This window comes from Coprococcus sp. RTP21281st1_F1_RTP21281_210402, from assembly GCF_040915325.1.
GTDB lineage: Bacteria > Bacillota > Clostridia > Lachnospirales > Lachnospiraceae > Coprococcus > Coprococcus aceti.
In genome coordinates, this window is the sequence record NZ_JBCPDQ010000002.1 from 53,630 (window position 1) to 68,744 (window position 15,115).

Here is a 15,115-nt window from a genome sequence, read left to right on the forward strand (position 1 = left end):
TATACACTCTTATTTTTTCCAAAAGTTTCTAATTTTATATCTTAGAATCGCCTTTTTTACTTCTCTCTCCACATCAATAGCCTGACTATTCCTAACCGTTACTGGCAACTTTATATCATCTTCAAATTTATATCGTGCATTATACGTTTTTACAAATAGTTTAACGAACGTCGGATCATACTCTAAATAATCAAGCAACTTCTGCCAGTAGTCTGCCATACATCTCGCATCTACAAAGTATGAGTCCAACGTTTCTCCCAGTTGTATCATTATGTCTTCACTAGCCGATTCTATGTATTCTTTTGCCAGCTTCTCAATTTTAGGGTATTTGTTTCTGAGATTTGGCAGCCTATTCTTCACATGATTCAAAATCCCCAACAACTTGAAATTAAGGTTAATGAAAAAGCATGATTGAATTGAGTCAATCAGCAAATCATTGCCCTTGTATGATAATGTCAAATTTGCAATATAAATGTCACCTTTATGCTCCCCATAGAAGTCAATATATTTCTTTGCATTTTTTTTGCGAAATTCTTCATAATCACAAACTCTATCCCATTTTTCCTTTTTTGGAACTAATGGCATATATTTTCTAACTGCTTCAATGCCATCATATATACCTTCAATACATTCGTTACATCTAAAATCCTGCTTCAGCTTTCTCTTGCTATACAACACCTGCCATTTGTAAATAATAATAACAGCAATAATACTGCAAGCTACACCAGAAAAATAAGTATTTGTAACAATCTTCTCTACTAACGGAAAGAATGGTAGGCCTACAATTGCTGTAAACACACCAACTTTCCATGCAATTAAAGATAATAGTATCAATGACAGCAACATCAATGAAAACATTACTTTTCTATACATAATTTATCCTTTACTTATAAGCCTTGCTACAGGTATAAGGTCTGTAAAAACGCTCCCAATAATATTCCCACACACAGGGCATTCTACCTCTTCACGTTCACGGTTGCCCTCCCATATAGATCTATCATCATATTCCGAAATGGAACCACATTTATCACAAGTCACTCTATGAATCATATCGTCATGCCTCCTTCATATAAACAGATAATATAAAATCTGACATTGTCATTGCCGCATTTACAAACAGTCTTGCATGATGTTCATCAATCGCTATCCTATTAGCCCCAACTCCATACGCATCACTGTCTTTGTTTCTCCTTTCAGCAATCGATGATCTTTTCCTTTACTGTATAGCCATCCCAATAGTTCTTATTTACTTGCCAAGAATTGATACAAATAAAGTATCTATATTACTTTCCTCAATTGGTTTAAATAAAAATTATCGTCGCACTATTTGTTTTGTCGCATATTTTAATATTAAGCATTATAACATACAGTCATTTTAAATCAACGTTATATAGTAAATCATAACAGAACTGTGAAATTACCCATAACCACCAATTGCCAGCCCTCCCGGGCTGGCAATCACATCACATCCATATAAACATCCTATCTACAAATCCCCAAACAAATCTTTCTCATACACGCCGTCCTCAATCATCCCCTTAAAGCTCTCCTTAACAGCCTCAGCATCCTCCTTATACGTCATACCATACCAGGTATCATTCGTCCGGAGAACCTTAACCGTCATCTTCTTCTCATCCAGAAGTTCTCCTATAAATGTAGGAATAAGGAACTCTGCCTTAAGTGGATCAGTCGGAACCTCCGTCTCAAAGAACTCCGCAAATCCTGCCTCCAACATATCCAAGAATTCCAGTGTCAGTCCCCACATGTTCATGGACACCAGAGACTCCGTATCAATGGCTGTGCCGTCCGTCTCTGCACCGTCCACAGTCTTGACGATATTCTTGGTCTCCACCACCTCTGTCAGATTATTCTGATCGTCCATCTTGCAAATGCCTCTGGTCACACCACCATTATCAGACAATGTATTCTTAAGTACGAATCCAGCCATACATGACTGTCCTCCATTCACCAGATACTCATGAACCAACCTGAAGCCTTCCTTGCCATAATAATCATCTGCATTTATCACGACAAATGGTGTCTTCAGCACGGCTTTAGCTGCAAGCACGGCCTGTCCTGTTCCCCATGGCTTTGTTCTGTCTGTCGGCAGCTCCCCTGGAATATCCTCGATATTCTGGAATGCATAATCAACCGTAACGCCAGATTTCCCGCAAATGGCGGCAATCCGATCACCTATAACAGATCTAAATTCTCTCTCGATATCCTTGCGAATAATAAATACGACATGATTAAATCCTGCCTCTATGGCATCATGAATTGAATAATCCATGATAATGTGATTACCATCATCTACAGGCTCCAGCTGTTTTATTCCTGTTCCAAACCTTGAACCGATTCCTGCCGCCATTATAAGTAAAGTTGTCTCCATTTGTTTTCTCCTCATTAGTAAGTAATAAGTTTATGTTCATCTTTATTATCTACAAATAAACTCAAATAATGATATATACTATTTGTTACTATCGCAACTGCCCCAATTATTTAGTACAGCACAGGCATATTTAAATAAATATATTCATTTGCACCTGACACCTCAGACTGCCTATCACCAGATATTCGTGGACAGCCTTGAAGCCTTCTTTGCCATAGTAATCATCTGCATTGATCACAATGAACGGGGTATCAATCACATTTTTCGCTACAAGCACAGCCTGTCCAGTTCCCCCTCGGTTTTGTACGGCCTGCCTGAAGTTCTCCCGGAATATCATTGATATCCTAGAAAGCATAGTCCACAGTTACATTATGAGAGGAGCAAATAGAGGCAATACGATTACCGATGACCTCTTTGAACTCCTCCTCGATATCCTTGCGAATAATAAAGACCACATGGTTGAAGCCTGCCTCAATCGCATCGTGAATCGAGTAATCCATGATGATATTGTTCACGTCATCAACTGGTTCCAACTGCTTGATTCCTATTCCGAAGCGGCTGCCGATTCCAGCAGCCATGATAAGTAATGTTGTGGTCATTTTTTCCTTTTTCCCTCTATTCTTTTTCTTTTAAACAATCCATTTCCCCACAAATGGAATCCTATTTACAATACTTGTAACAATATAGCCACATACAAAAATCATAGCAGAACAAAAAATGGTATTTATTGCCTGAAAAACTCCTTTTAGATGCCCTCAAATATTATTTTCTCGTAACGAAGCACTCCAGTATATCATCCACATTACTTGAAGTGATTTCTGTTTGGCAGTAATTTATATATGTATCAAAACTGGTGTGCTCAACTTTTGAAAAATCAATTATGCTCAGTTTATTTATAATATCCTCAGAAAATCTTTTCTTGATTACTTTATTACCAACATATATCGAATACGGCGGAACATCCTTTGTGACAATCGCTCTTGCACCAATAACACTACCTTTACCAATAGTTACTCCGGGCATAATAAGCGCATCATATCCAATCCAAACATCATCTTCTATGATAATGGAGTGATTCACGGGGTTATTAGTTTTTTGTTTATAAACTTTTGATTGAAAAGGATATGTAGATATCCTCTTGTAATTATGCTCGCCCCCCCCCATAAAAATAACCTTGGGGCCTATCGAACAGTAGTTTCCAATTTTAATACAAGAATCATCTGCCATTAAAATAGCAGTTATTCCTCCATAAGTACCTTTTCCAACTGAAACCTGAGCAAAGTTAAAAGCATTCACAATACTAGTTTCATTATGAACATTTCTTTTTCTCCACTCTTTTTTCTTTAGCCATAATTTTATTTTATCAAACATAAGTTCATCCCTCAAATAATTCCTTTAATATAAATTGAAATTTTTCTTTTTAACGAGCTATCATACTCTAAGCTTTTATCGTAGAATTTCTTATAATTATTTTTTCCCGATTTTTTCAATTCATTTCCCGCATCCTGTAACGCACTAGCCATAACATGCATCATTTTAGGGTATTTTTTCTGAAAAGATGGATGCTTCTGTAAAATTAAATCACAGGCTTTATAAAGTTTTTCAGGATTACTACTTATAGAATCATTTCCGATTTTATAATCAACCAGTCCATCATCAAGACAATAAATTCGATACTTTTCTGCAATTCTGACCAGCATTTCAAACTCCTGAAAGCGTGGCATCGAAGTATCAAATGGACATTTTTCAAATACTTCTTTTTTTGCTAATAGGCTTTGTGTCCCTATTCCAAACAAGTTTTCGACGGGATTCAAAAAGCCCTCACTTATTGAATCTGGCAATAGCTGAGTTTTTCCATTCGCATAATATTTGACAAGTTTACAAAAAACAAGATCTGCACCTGATGTTTCCATCACCTTTATCTGTTTTTCTAATTTGTCTTGATGCCAAATATCATCGCTATCATGAAAGGCAACAAGTTCTCCTTGCGAGAGCTCAACCCCCTTATTTCTAGCCGCACAAGCTCCTGCATTTTCTTGATAAAAATATTTTAATCTCGGATCCTCAATTTCACGAACCACTTTAGAAGTTTGATCAGTGGAGCCGTCATCAACAACAATTAACTCAATATCCTCATATGTTTGGCCTAAAACACTATTAATCGCTTCTTTTATAATATTTTCTCTGTTATAGGCTGGCATCACTACCGAAATCACACATAATCACCCCTTTACAACAATTTTCTTTACAAATCGTACTGCATCTTTAAAATAACGTGACTTAAAATATGCCAGCAAATATAGAACATTAGGAATTATAACACAAATAACTGCATATATAATAAGCCCCAGAATTCCAGACACATTAACGAAGTTACAAATCTCATAAGTGACAAAGCAAACTATAATTGTAACCACTGCATAAAATACTTCGTCACGCATATAACGCAAAAAGCTTTTTCCTTTGAAATAATTATCAAATACAATCTTTGTACTCCAAGGAAAGCCAATAAATAGAATTGATATTGCTGTCGCAATAACAATTCCAAAAACGCCAAAATTTTTTACAAGGACATAATTCAACGCTATATTGGCAATTGCTTCAACAGACGCTCGGATTCGATCTTTCCACCAAAGGCCTGCGGCATCGGCATACTGACTTTTAATATCTCCAATTGTCCAAACATAAAAATATATGCAAATTGCAATCACGACATCAAATGAAAACATCGCCTTTTCTCCAACCCAAATTCTCATAAAAGGCTGAAAAAGGCAAAGCATACAAACCGTGCACCAACCGCATAGCCACTCATATATAAATGTAAACAAATTTAAATTCTTATAATTTTTTTCTACGCTTTCAATAGCAACGCTGTTACCAACACTCGCACTCATAGAAACCGTAAATACATCCAGGATTCCTCTTACTGAACTCATGACATAATAGTAGTTGCTATATATGCCAACTGGCGTTAACCCCAAAAACATAGATATGAAAATATTATCACATGAATTGCGTGTCACACCGCAAATTTTGTGAATAAGCAATCCCTTTGTTTTTTCAATAATATCTTCCTTATATTTCTTATCGAGCTTTCCGTGGCACTCAAATTGAGGATAATATTTTTTTGCCAGAAATTCACACAGCAAGTTATCCAGCAAAGACATCAACGGTAAAACCACAATAAAGATATAGTACTGCTTCAGGAGAAGCAATCCCACAATCTGGATAAAGCTACTGATGATTTTATTAATCATTGCAACTTTACTAATAATGTCCTGCCTTTGCACAGCTGAAAGCAAAGATTTTTTATAAGCAAATAAGAAATAGCTACAGGACGTATTAAGAAGATAAATTATATAAACAACATATATGTTAACATCGCTCGGACAAGATCCTGAAATCAAGTACTTCAGAAAAGGAATCAGTGCAACACCAATTATCAGCACAATACTACCAATGCAGCGATATATTTTTTTGTAGAACTGGAGCAATGCGCATACAACATCGTTATCATTCTCTGCCAGCGGCTTATACATGCTATAAACAATTGCACTAGAAAATCCCAGTTCCGCTAAGCTCAAGACTTGTAATATAGAAGAAAACAGTCCGTTTATGCCAACATATTCAACCCCCAACACATAAATCAAAACTGTTCTGGTAATAAACGGAAGGAGTATTGTAATGAACTTATTTACAATTCCCCATATAGCATTTCTCCTTGTATTTTTTATTCGATCACTCTTAAGACTCATTTATTTTATCCTTTCGCAAGCATGTCCCCAGTTCGTTATAAAACCGTCTTTATCCTGTTTACTGTAGGGAAACTTATAGGACTGTTTATGAATAATAGTATCTTTTGTAATTTTTTCAAAGAATTCAAGAGTATATCTTTTATTTCTCTCAACAAAAAGACTAAATACTTCCGGATTATTCTCAGGGATCAAATCTATTTCATGTTTCGCGCGTGAAAATTCATCATATGCAACTGCTATTAAATAATCAAACAAAAAATAATCTACAGCCACAGAATGCTTTCTCCAATATTCAATAAGTGCATCCAGAACAAATGAAACAATAATATCATCGGGCTCTGCTTTAAAAAAGTAGGTTGTCCATTTACCCTCTGATATTAATTTTCTCTGATTATATCCATCGGCTTTTTTCTTATTTGAATAAAAAGAACTCGCTCTTATACTTTCAGGAAGCTGATTTGTCATAAAAATTGTGGCATCCATCCAGACTCCTCCATATTTTTTTATTAGAGCCAGTCTTAAAATATCCGAAAAGTGCGCAAATCCTATTTCCTTACGATTAAATTTCTCTATAATTTCCTGTGGTAGTTCAACATAGTCCCAAACTGTCTCACTATTTAGTAAATGATATTCATAATATTTATTATTAATATATAGTCTTTGGCTTGCTATACACTCTTGAACTATTTGAGGTGCATTTTTTATGTCTTGCCACCATATCACCCATACATGTATCTTAGCATTATTTGTGATTTTACCGTCAAATACACAAGTATCTTTTTTATATTTGTCTACAGTTATCTGTACGTCCTTTTTAATTATCTTTAGTAAATAGTTCTTGTAAAATACTGTCTTATAACTGGTTACCATATCAACAATATTTAAAACCAAGATAATTAAACCAGTAAATAATCCAAATTCCTTTCTAACTTCCCCGTTGTTTTTCACCCAAGGATCATTAATAATAGAACTTAGTTTTCGTTTAATTCTATTTATTATTCGCACCCTATATTCCTCCATTTGTTAGCAATGGCTCTTGTCTATTAATCGATACTCTCTAATCCTGAAAAGCAAGCCATCAAAGTAAAATTACAATAAATCATAAATACATTTTGTTCCATCAGACCATCAACAACAAATAGCGCGGCTATAATCATCAAGATATACTCTCGTTGTTTTCCAATTTTCCTAAACAAGAGAACTACAGCTATCGCAAACAAAACAGTGACAATATATCCCCGATACAAAAGCAAGTTCAAATACGCCGAATCAAGTATCACAGACGACTTACCTGTCTGAGCTGAAACAACAGAACTTACAAACTCAATATCTGAACCAAACGGTTGAATTCCATACTGTTGATAAATATTGTATGCCGATGAAAAACGTGTTGCAAACGTCAAATCTGCTAATATTCCGTTTGATCCGACTTGCCCCATAGAATTCATTAAATAAATTGAAACTGCAAAAACAGCCACTATTGCCAATTTTAATAGGTTAATCAGCCTTTCTGCATTAACCTTTTTCATTACTTCATACAACAAATAAATTACAGCAAATGCTAATATTACAATTGAACTCGTCCTTGACGCCGTTAATATAAATACAATCACGCCAACTATTATATCAACACAAATCAGTTTAGCCGGTGATTTTCTTTTTCTATTCATATACAGCCATAGAAAAAGAGTCGTCATTACATAGGCTGCAAAATTGTTAGGATGTGAGGTTCCCATTGTATGTCCATACAATACGCCCGTTGCATATGTAAAGCGTATTTGATTATCATTGACAGCTCCAATTATTGTTGCAAGAATCAATAGCGCTACTGAAAAAAAAGCTGCTTTGTAGAATGCTCTTACGATTTCATCATAATCAATTCCTGGCGCCAATAGAATAAACGCGGCTGTATAAGCAAGTGCATTACTGTGTATTACGCTTGATGAATATAAAGTGCAGCTAATTATCAGCACAGTTATTAATTGATGCCATGTTCTCTTTTTTATAAACCCTAGCATGAATCGCACGCATAATAAGAAAGGAATAAAATATGTCAATATAATCTGTGCTGCATTTTTTAAAATGGAGAATGGATAGTTCCATTGTACTCCTAAAATTGTGTAATTTAGTAAAATGTACAGTACTAGAGCATACAAATACAATTGATTTGATGTAACTTTTCCAAATTCTCTGGTTGTCATGATTAAATTTCTCTTTCTTAGATATTCGATTCTTTCACAAATTACATAAATACAATAGTTGATTCACGCACTCTTAAATATCTTTCTTAATAAAAAGACAATATAAAAATATTAACCTCTATTATACTTTTCCATAGCATTTTGTAATTGCTCAAGATAAGCATAGCCATGCTTTTCGTCCGGTTCTAAATACGCTCCCTCTGCCCACTCATTCCAAGCATTAATAAAGACAAGCGGAAGATCATTCTTTTCTCTCATCTGGTTAAAGAGAGCCTTTGCGCAGTTTCCAAATTTCTCCGGATTTCCTCCTTTAAAAACAAAGCCATTTTTTCGCCTTGCAGTGTTATCCCAATCTGTAAACAACCCCTGCACAATCTTCTGGGAATGTGGGCCATTCAGGATATCTGCGCATTCTTTATCATAGCTAAAAATTGACAACGGCTTATCATTTCCGGCCACTTTTTTTCTACTCTTCACAAATGCATAGATTGGCTTTTCCAATTTAACTTTCTTCAGAATTCGATAAGCAATCTGGAGACGCCTAATTTTATTTAAATCTTTTTCTGCATACTGCTTTGAAAAGTATGGTTCAAATTTAACTTGATAATCGAAATCTCTATCATTGTAAGATGGTGAAAAATACCATCCCGAATTCTGGATCATTAAGCAAATCCGATTGAAGCCAAACTTTTTAATTTCCGACTGCCAATAAGTTACCATACGATGCAAATCAGGAATCTCTTCAGGTTTATAAATAAGAAAAACCGGATCGCCATTCAGGGTAATATATCGTTCATCTTTGAAAAACTGAACCATATAAAGCAAGTGCTTTTTCCAATCATCTTCTGTGCCGTAATCCTGCTCGGCAATAATCTCCTGATTACCGCCATCCCATCGCTTACTCCAGTTCTCATTTGCCCAAGACATGCAAAATGGGATATCAACATCTTTATTTTGCAACATTTGCTCTAGTGGTTTTTCAAGCAGCTTCTTTCCGTCTTTAAACCAGTAGTGATAGTAGCAAAAGCCAAACACACCATACTTCTTCGCCAAATTCGCCTGCCAAATTTTAACATCGTCATCTAGCAAGTTATAATAGTTTTCATTTAATGGAACTTTTGGCTGATAATGCCCCTCAAATAGCGGAGTAGCCTTTTTCGTATTTACCCATTCCGTGAATCCTTTTCCCCAAAATTTATCGTTTTCCGGAATGGCATGATACTGAGGTAAATAAAACGCAATTGTTTTAATTTTATTATTTGATAATATCTCTGCCATTTTTAGTTCTCACTTTCCAATTCATCGACGCATGATTTGATTGCATCTAAGTAACCGTACTGATTTTTCATATCAGGCTCTAAATATCCACCTTCTGACCATTCATTCCATGCAAAAATGAAAATATAGTCAGACTTGTATTCATCCCGTGCTCTTTTCAGCTGTTTTCCAAAATACTCTTTAAACTTTTCAGGTGTTGCCCCAGTCAAAACACGACCTTTTTCTTTATATCTCGGTGTATTATCCCAGTCCACAAATGCCCCTGGAATCATTCCCGGCTCTGCTTTTCTATTTAGAACTGTATTCCACACTTCGTCATACGATAATTTCTGCAGTTTTGCCTTTTTAGCAGACTTAAAGCTTTTCAAATGATCCCTTGCCCATGTCTGTACATTCTGCTTAATAACGCTCATCTGCTTCTGCATCCAAGAGCTCATATCATAAAACGCAAAGCCTGGCTGATATTCAATCTGGTATTTAAACATCGACTTATCGACGCTCTTCTCAGCATAAAAAGAAACATGCTGTGCTGCAAAAACCAGCCCGTCAAAGCCCTCTTCTTGAGCACGTTTATTATAATAAGCCAGTCTTGCACTCAGCTCTGTAATATACTGTGGACGATAAATCACAAAAAGCGGTTTATTACCCTCCTTTATGTATCTCTCGTCCTTAAAGAACGGAAGCAAATACTGGAAATGTCTCTCCCATTCTTCTTTATCACCGTACTCCTGCTTGATTAAGGTCTTTCGATCAGACTCAGTTTCCGCAGCCCAAGCATTTGTCCATGTTTCGTTTGCCCAGCAAAAGCAAAATGGCAAATCACAGTTTTTATCTTTCAGATAAATCTCCATCGGCTTTTCAAGAAGCATTTTGCTTCCAAACCAATAGTGGTAGCAGCAGAAACCGTATACGCCGTGTTCTTTTGCAATTTCAGTCTGCCACTCCAGAGTTTTCTCATTCAAAAGGTTATAATAATTATTGTTAAGCGGAATTCTTGGCTGGTTATGCCCCTCAAAAAGTGGTTTGGCAGCTTTCATGTTATTCCACTCAGTAAAGCCTTGTCCCCACCATTCATTATTTTCTGGCGTTTCATGGAACTGTGGCAGATAGAATGCAATTACTTTCATTTCTTCTTCCTTTACTTTTTAATCTTTGTAAGTAGCTTTTTAATCTTCAAATTTTTACTCAGGCCTGTGCTAACCATCACTCGTTTAACCTTATCCATAATGGCTTCTTTTTTAGAATATGGAATATACTTATCAATTAATTCTGTATATGAAAGTTTTCCATAATCACTCCAAAATTCTGCACGGGCCTTATTTTTTACTGCGGATTCGTAAATCATATCTCCGTCATTCTTATTCGTAACCGCTGTTTTCGTTTTTACAGCAGTTACTTGAGCCTCGATTTGTTTCCACAAATCAGTTGCCTTTTGTGTGCGAACATACACATTGGACAGCCCCATATCATCATCTTTAAAGTCATACTGTCCAGCTGACTTAAAAGAATCAAATAGTGTAAAATCACTCACACGATCTTCTTCTTTAAAACTGCAGGCATAGCAAGATGGCCGTGATGTAAACCCGGCAAACCATAATCTCGGATAAGATTTCACCAATCGTCTGCTGTGAATTAACTTTCCATTTGAAAAACGAACTGCGATCGTGGACAAGTGATGCCCTAAAACTTTGCTTCTAAAATATATATTCTGAATATCACTTTCGTATTTTTCTGAGAGTGCAGCCTTATAGTCTTCAAACAGCTTTGGCGATGGAACGCCATGACAAACCAAATCAAGGAGAATTAGATTTGCGTCTTCTCTATTAATATACGCTCTAAGTCCTGCTACTTGACAAGGCGTACCAGAAAACAAAACGATTCTATCCGCTTTTAAATACTTGTCCACCTGTTTAAATGTATCACCCAAATCGCTTTGCACATACTTGGACATTCTCAATTTTTCTAAATCTGCTTCGTGTTCTATAGCTGTATGTTTAACCCTAAGTTCTTCATCATATGCCGCACCAAAAACTACGCCATTTTTTTCCAAAACATAATGAGCTATGACGCTAAACAGACCACCTGACGCACTTGCCTCACGCTGATTCTTATCGTTATTTATAGCAATATATGAATCAACTACTGAATTTTTCTTTTGCTTATTCGTGATAGGACATGTCCTTACACATTTTCCGCATTCCACGCACCGATTTCTATCAATAACTGGATATTTAAATCCTTCCTCATCAGCGCACATTGATATTGCTTCTTTTGGACAACAGACCATACAAGCTGTACAGCCTGAGCAGTGCTCTTTCTCAACTAATTTAATCATTCCTGTGTACCCTTTAAGCATATTATTGCTCTTTCAAAATACTCTCGTGAACTTTTTCTAAAATCATTTAGCCTCTTATTAACATCAGACCAGTCCACTTGATATGCGAGTGCTGCTTCCGGGGTAATTGAGTTTTCAAACAAGCGGTTGGACAAACCAACGATTGAAAGAATATTTTTTACTCTCGAATTCATAGAGCTTTTCTGGCTATCTGAGAATCTCATAAATGTAAAGAAGTTCTTATTATACATTATCGAGAAAATCGTTCCATGAAAAGAATCCGTACATACATATGTAGCATACCTAATAAAATTGACAAACTCTTTTGGCCCAACTTCTAAATAGTCAATATCGCCAAAGTCATCATCACTTTTAATATACTCATCAATGTGTTTAACTGCTAGGATTTTGCAGCCCGTTTTCTGTGCTAATTTTTTTGCAAACTCTCGTTGGCTTGGATTATTGCCAATAAAGTAGCAGAAAATATACTTTTCACTCACAAACGGACAATCTCCACTAAGCTCATCCCATCTCTTCCGGTCTGTCAGCACAGTAGGATCACAACAGACTTCAGCCTTTTTCCTCGTCAATTTTTCGACAATCTCTGCCCCCTGTTCCTCTCTAACAGAGATCATATTGAATCGAGACAGGTATTCTTTTGTCTTCTTTACTTGGCTCGCAGGTATCTCTGATACACCAAAGCTCGAAGCGTATGTTACTTTAGGGCGACGAGAATCCACCCAAGTTAATGTATAATAATCTCCACCAAGTAACATTGGATTCCATACCTGATCGCTTCCCAAAATGAAAGCATCAAATTTCTTTGTGTAATCAATAAGCTGTTTTCTGCCGCTTAAGCACGGTGTAAATACAAAATTATCTTTCAGAAAATTCGAAAAAGCTCTATTTCTTCCAGAAATAATCGGTTTTAATTTGGGATTAGTCTTTCCTTCAATTACACGCCAGACATCTTTCATCTTTGCCATGAGGAGCGGCAGATTAAATATTCTAAGAGCTTGCTTGACAACATTACGCTTTTTATAATAGATTAATTCATTATCAACCCCTGCTGCAAACAACTCCTGCTGCAAGGCATATGCTTGCAATATACTTCCATAGTTATAGTTTCTCACAGAAACTAGACCAACTTTTTTCATCTTTCCGCCCTCTAGCTTTCTTAATTCTCCAAATACTTCTTTATATAAAAATCTTCTAAATATTCCGCCACATCATGCACGTCATATCCCGCAGCTCGAATTTTATCGATTTCAGCTTTTCTCTCCTGTTTCGTTACTTCAAGAATTTTTTTTGCCCATTCATCTGCAGAATCATCCAACGACATATAGTGAAATTGATTTGTTACCGCAGCTTCTTTTGGAATAACATCAGAGCCGACTACTGGCAAACCAGAACACTGTGCTTCTATTGCAACAATACCAAGACCTTCAAAAAGTGACGGAAACACAAAACAGTCCATCGCCTGATACAAGCTTGCAATATCTTTTCTAACCCCTAGGAAAATAACACGTTCTTCCAAACCATACTCTTGAACTTGTTCCTTTATTCTTTCAAACGTTTCTCCAGCACCAATCAACAACAAAACAGCATTATTTTCCAGATCAGCAATTTTCTTAAAAACATCTATTAAAAACTTATGATTTTTCTGTTCACAGAACCTTCCTGCATGACCAATGACTATTTTATCCTCAATACCGAGTTCTTTTCTCAGTCGATTTCTTTCATCTTCATTGTAAGCAAAATTATTTACAATGATTGCATTCTTCAGAACAGTAAACTTTTTATTTGCAAACATAAACTCACCCGCTTTTTGTGAACAAGCAAAGTAATCTGTTGCAAATACTTTATATCGTTTCAAGAGAAGTCCCTTAATTTTTCCCTTGAGTGTATCTTCTGTTGCTGAATTATGACTGTGTGCAACGCGTACAGGAACTCCATTCCTTTTTGCAGCCTTAAAATAAAATTGTCCTAAACTTTCCATGTGTCCATGAACAATCTTATATTCTGGATGCGCCTTAAAAAACGCATCCAAATCTTTCAAATATTTTATAAAATTGTTGTCATCGCGTACTGACAACTTATATATTCTTCCGCCCAAACTCCTGATTTCGTCATCATAAAAGTAATTTCCAGTATAATGGACAAGAAAATCAAACTGGACTTTAGTTCTATCTATATTTCTATAGATATTCATAATTAATGTTTCAAGTCCTCCTGCCTGCATATTAGGCACAATATGTAAAACTCTTATTGGTTCCTTTTCCATAATTGTCCTCAATCTATTATTATCGTAATAGCTTCAAATAAACAGCTTTACGTAATGTATTTGGTAGAACACATACAAATGCCTGTCCCAAACCACTAATGCAAAAATCTGTCAGCGACATATATCCTTTTTTGTGCTGGTTCCATTTAAAGTTCAATACTGTTCTTGCGTATTTTAATCCACCGCGTCTTTTAAAGAAATCCTCACTTGTTCTAATATAGTATAAGTTCTCTTGAATATTATAGCTACGCACATTGTATTCCAGCACCATTCTAGCAAAAAGATCATAATCTTCATATAATGGAACAGAGTGATAGTTTCCACTTCTGATTACGGCACTTTTCTTGTACATTACTGTTGGATGCAGAATGGCACACCTACGACGCATAAATTTTGTGATTTCATTATGTGTTTCAGGCACTCGATGAACTGACACAATGTTGTCTTTTTCTCCGATAAATTCCGCCTCAAATGACCCAACCATCTCTAACTTTGAATCCTTTTCAAAGGCAGCAAGTTGTTTTTCACATCGAGTTTTTTCTGATACATCATCAGAATCCATTCTTGCAATCAGTTCATTTCTTGATGCGACTATGCCTTTTGCCAGTGCTGGTCCAAGTCCAAGATTCGTTTCATTTGAAATTATGGTAAACAAACCTGGATATTTTTGATTGTAATAGTCCACAACTGCATCCAGTTCCGTTGTTAATGGACCATCTTTAACAAGAATAAACTCATCAGGCGGAACCGTTTGATCGAGCATACTCTGAATGCTTAATTTTAAATACTCAGCCTTTTCTTTTATGTATACAGACATTAGAACTGTATATGGGGTATTTTTCATAGTTCTATCCTACCTTCTAGTTTATTCTG

The 15,115-nt window shown here is 35.8% G+C and carries 15 protein-coding genes and 1 pseudogene; all 16 read right to left on the bottom strand.

The window, feature by feature from the left end; translation table 11 throughout:
• Positions 1-9 precede the first annotated feature (9 nt).
• The 16 genes and pseudogenes from AB5150_RS02245 to AB5150_RS02320 all read right to left on the bottom strand — a co-directional run bounded on the left by AB5150_RS02245 (position 10) and on the right by AB5150_RS02320 (position 15,086).
• A complete protein-coding gene (locus AB5150_RS02245; RefSeq protein WP_349093265.1) occupies positions 10-873 on the bottom strand; it encodes a hypothetical protein in 864 nt (287 codons plus the stop codon).
• Between the two features lie 3 nt (positions 874-876).
• The gene (locus AB5150_RS02250; RefSeq protein ID WP_004851608.1) at positions 877-1,050 is read right to left on the bottom strand and encodes a hypothetical protein; all 174 of its coding nucleotides are present in this window, start codon (positions 1,048-1,050) and stop codon (positions 877-879) included.
• Between the two features lie 4 nt (positions 1,051-1,054).
• Positions 1,055-1,201: an abortive infection family protein gene (locus tag AB5150_RS02255; RefSeq protein ID WP_368291227.1), complete on the bottom strand. Its 147-nt coding sequence runs from the start codon at positions 1,199-1,201 to the stop codon at positions 1,055-1,057.
• 285 nt (positions 1,202-1,486) lie between these two features.
• Positions 1,487-2,389 carry a sugar phosphate nucleotidyltransferase gene (locus tag AB5150_RS02260; RefSeq protein ID WP_349093264.1) on the bottom strand — a complete coding sequence of 301 codons (903 nt, stop codon included), beginning with the start codon at positions 2,387-2,389 and terminating at the stop codon, positions 1,487-1,489.
• 169 nt (positions 2,390-2,558) lie between these two features.
• Positions 2,559-2,988: pseudogene (locus tag AB5150_RS02265) on the bottom strand (sugar phosphate nucleotidyltransferase); the annotation flags it as partial.
• A gap of 163 nt (positions 2,989-3,151) precedes the next feature.
• Positions 3,152-3,760, bottom strand: coding sequence for a CatB-related O-acetyltransferase (locus AB5150_RS02270; protein WP_117550455.1), 609 nt, complete (start codon positions 3,758-3,760; stop codon positions 3,152-3,154).
• 11 nt (positions 3,761-3,771) lie between these two features.
• The gene (locus AB5150_RS02275) at positions 3,772-4,605 is read right to left on the bottom strand and encodes a glycosyltransferase family 2 protein (RefSeq protein WP_117550453.1); all 834 of its coding nucleotides are present in this window, start codon (positions 4,603-4,605) and stop codon (positions 3,772-3,774) included.
• 6 nt (positions 4,606-4,611) lie between these two features.
• The gene (locus tag AB5150_RS02280) at positions 4,612-6,144 is read right to left on the bottom strand and encodes a hypothetical protein (RefSeq protein ID WP_117875256.1); all 1,533 of its coding nucleotides are present in this window, start codon (positions 6,142-6,144) and stop codon (positions 4,612-4,614) included.
• Entirely contained in the window at positions 6,145-7,149 is a 1,005-nt protein-coding gene (locus AB5150_RS02285) for a capsular polysaccharide synthesis protein (protein WP_158547601.1), read from the bottom strand.
• A gap of 38 nt (positions 7,150-7,187) precedes the next feature.
• Positions 7,188-8,345, bottom strand: a complete 1,158-nt coding sequence (locus AB5150_RS02290) for a hypothetical protein (RefSeq protein ID WP_117550447.1) — start codon at positions 8,343-8,345, stop codon at positions 7,188-7,190.
• 111 nt (positions 8,346-8,456) lie between these two features.
• Positions 8,457-9,623 (bottom strand): glycoside hydrolase family 99-like domain-containing protein, encoded by a 1,167-nt coding sequence (locus AB5150_RS02295; protein WP_117550445.1) that lies wholly within the window; start codon positions 9,621-9,623, stop codon positions 8,457-8,459.
• A gap of 2 nt (positions 9,624-9,625) precedes the next feature.
• The gene (locus tag AB5150_RS02300; protein WP_117550443.1) at positions 9,626-10,750 is read right to left on the bottom strand and encodes a glycoside hydrolase family 99-like domain-containing protein; all 1,125 of its coding nucleotides are present in this window, start codon (positions 10,748-10,750) and stop codon (positions 9,626-9,628) included.
• A gap of 11 nt (positions 10,751-10,761) precedes the next feature.
• A complete protein-coding gene (locus AB5150_RS02305) occupies positions 10,762-11,958 on the bottom strand; it encodes a Coenzyme F420 hydrogenase/dehydrogenase, beta subunit C-terminal domain (protein WP_158547600.1) in 1,197 nt (398 codons plus the stop codon).
• A complete protein-coding gene (locus AB5150_RS02310) occupies positions 11,955-13,115 on the bottom strand; it encodes a polysaccharide pyruvyl transferase family protein (RefSeq protein ID WP_117550439.1) in 1,161 nt (386 codons plus the stop codon). Before AB5150_RS02310 ends, AB5150_RS02305 begins: the two co-directional genes overlap by 4 nt.
• Before the next feature lie 20 nt (positions 13,116-13,135).
• Complete coding sequence (locus AB5150_RS02315; protein ID WP_117550437.1) at positions 13,136-14,242, bottom strand: glycosyltransferase family 1 protein; 1,107 nt, start codon at positions 14,240-14,242, stop codon at positions 13,136-13,138.
• 19 nt (positions 14,243-14,261) lie between these two features.
• A complete protein-coding gene (locus tag AB5150_RS02320; RefSeq protein ID WP_117875246.1) occupies positions 14,262-15,086 on the bottom strand; it encodes a glycosyltransferase in 825 nt (274 codons plus the stop codon).
• Between the last annotated feature and the right edge of the window lie 29 nt (positions 15,087-15,115).

What these genes read in the sequence shown, in the direction of transcription:
- AB5150_RS02295 (WP_117550445.1), bottom strand. Translation starts at nt 9,623, where the DNA reads ATGGCAGAGATATTATCAAATAATAAAATTAAAACAATTGCGTTTTAT.
- AB5150_RS02310 (WP_117550439.1), bottom strand. Translation starts at nt 13,115, where the DNA reads ATGAAAAAAGTTGGTCTAGTTTCTGTGAGAAACTATAACTATGGAAGT.
- AB5150_RS02290 (WP_117550447.1), bottom strand. Translation starts at nt 8,345, where the DNA reads ATGACAACCAGAGAATTTGGAAAAGTTACATCAAATCAATTGTATTTG.
- AB5150_RS02305 (WP_158547600.1), bottom strand. Translation starts at nt 11,958, where the DNA reads ATGATTAAATTAGTTGAGAAAGAGCACTGCTCAGGCTGTACAGCTTGT.
- AB5150_RS02315 (WP_117550437.1), bottom strand. Translation starts at nt 14,242, where the DNA reads ATGGAAAAGGAACCAATAAGAGTTTTACATATTGTGCCTAATATGCAG.
- AB5150_RS02250 (WP_004851608.1), bottom strand. Translation starts at nt 1,050, where the DNA reads ATGATTCATAGAGTGACTTGTGATAAATGTGGTTCCATTTCGGAATAT.
- AB5150_RS02245 (WP_349093265.1), bottom strand. Translation starts at nt 873, where the DNA reads ATGTATAGAAAAGTAATGTTTTCATTGATGTTGCTGTCATTGATACTA.
- AB5150_RS02270 (WP_117550455.1), bottom strand. Translation starts at nt 3,760, where the DNA reads ATGTTTGATAAAATAAAATTATGGCTAAAGAAAAAAGAGTGGAGAAAA.
- AB5150_RS02280 (WP_117875256.1), bottom strand. Translation starts at nt 6,144, where the DNA reads ATGAGTCTTAAGAGTGATCGAATAAAAAATACAAGGAGAAATGCTATA.
- AB5150_RS02300 (WP_117550443.1), bottom strand. Translation starts at nt 10,750, where the DNA reads ATGAAAGTAATTGCATTCTATCTGCCACAGTTCCATGAAACGCCAGAA.
- AB5150_RS02260 (WP_349093264.1), bottom strand. Translation starts at nt 2,389, where the DNA reads ATGGAGACAACTTTACTTATAATGGCGGCAGGAATCGGTTCAAGGTTT.
- AB5150_RS02320 (WP_117875246.1), bottom strand. Translation starts at nt 15,086, where the DNA reads ATGAAAAATACCCCATATACAGTTCTAATGTCTGTATACATAAAAGAA.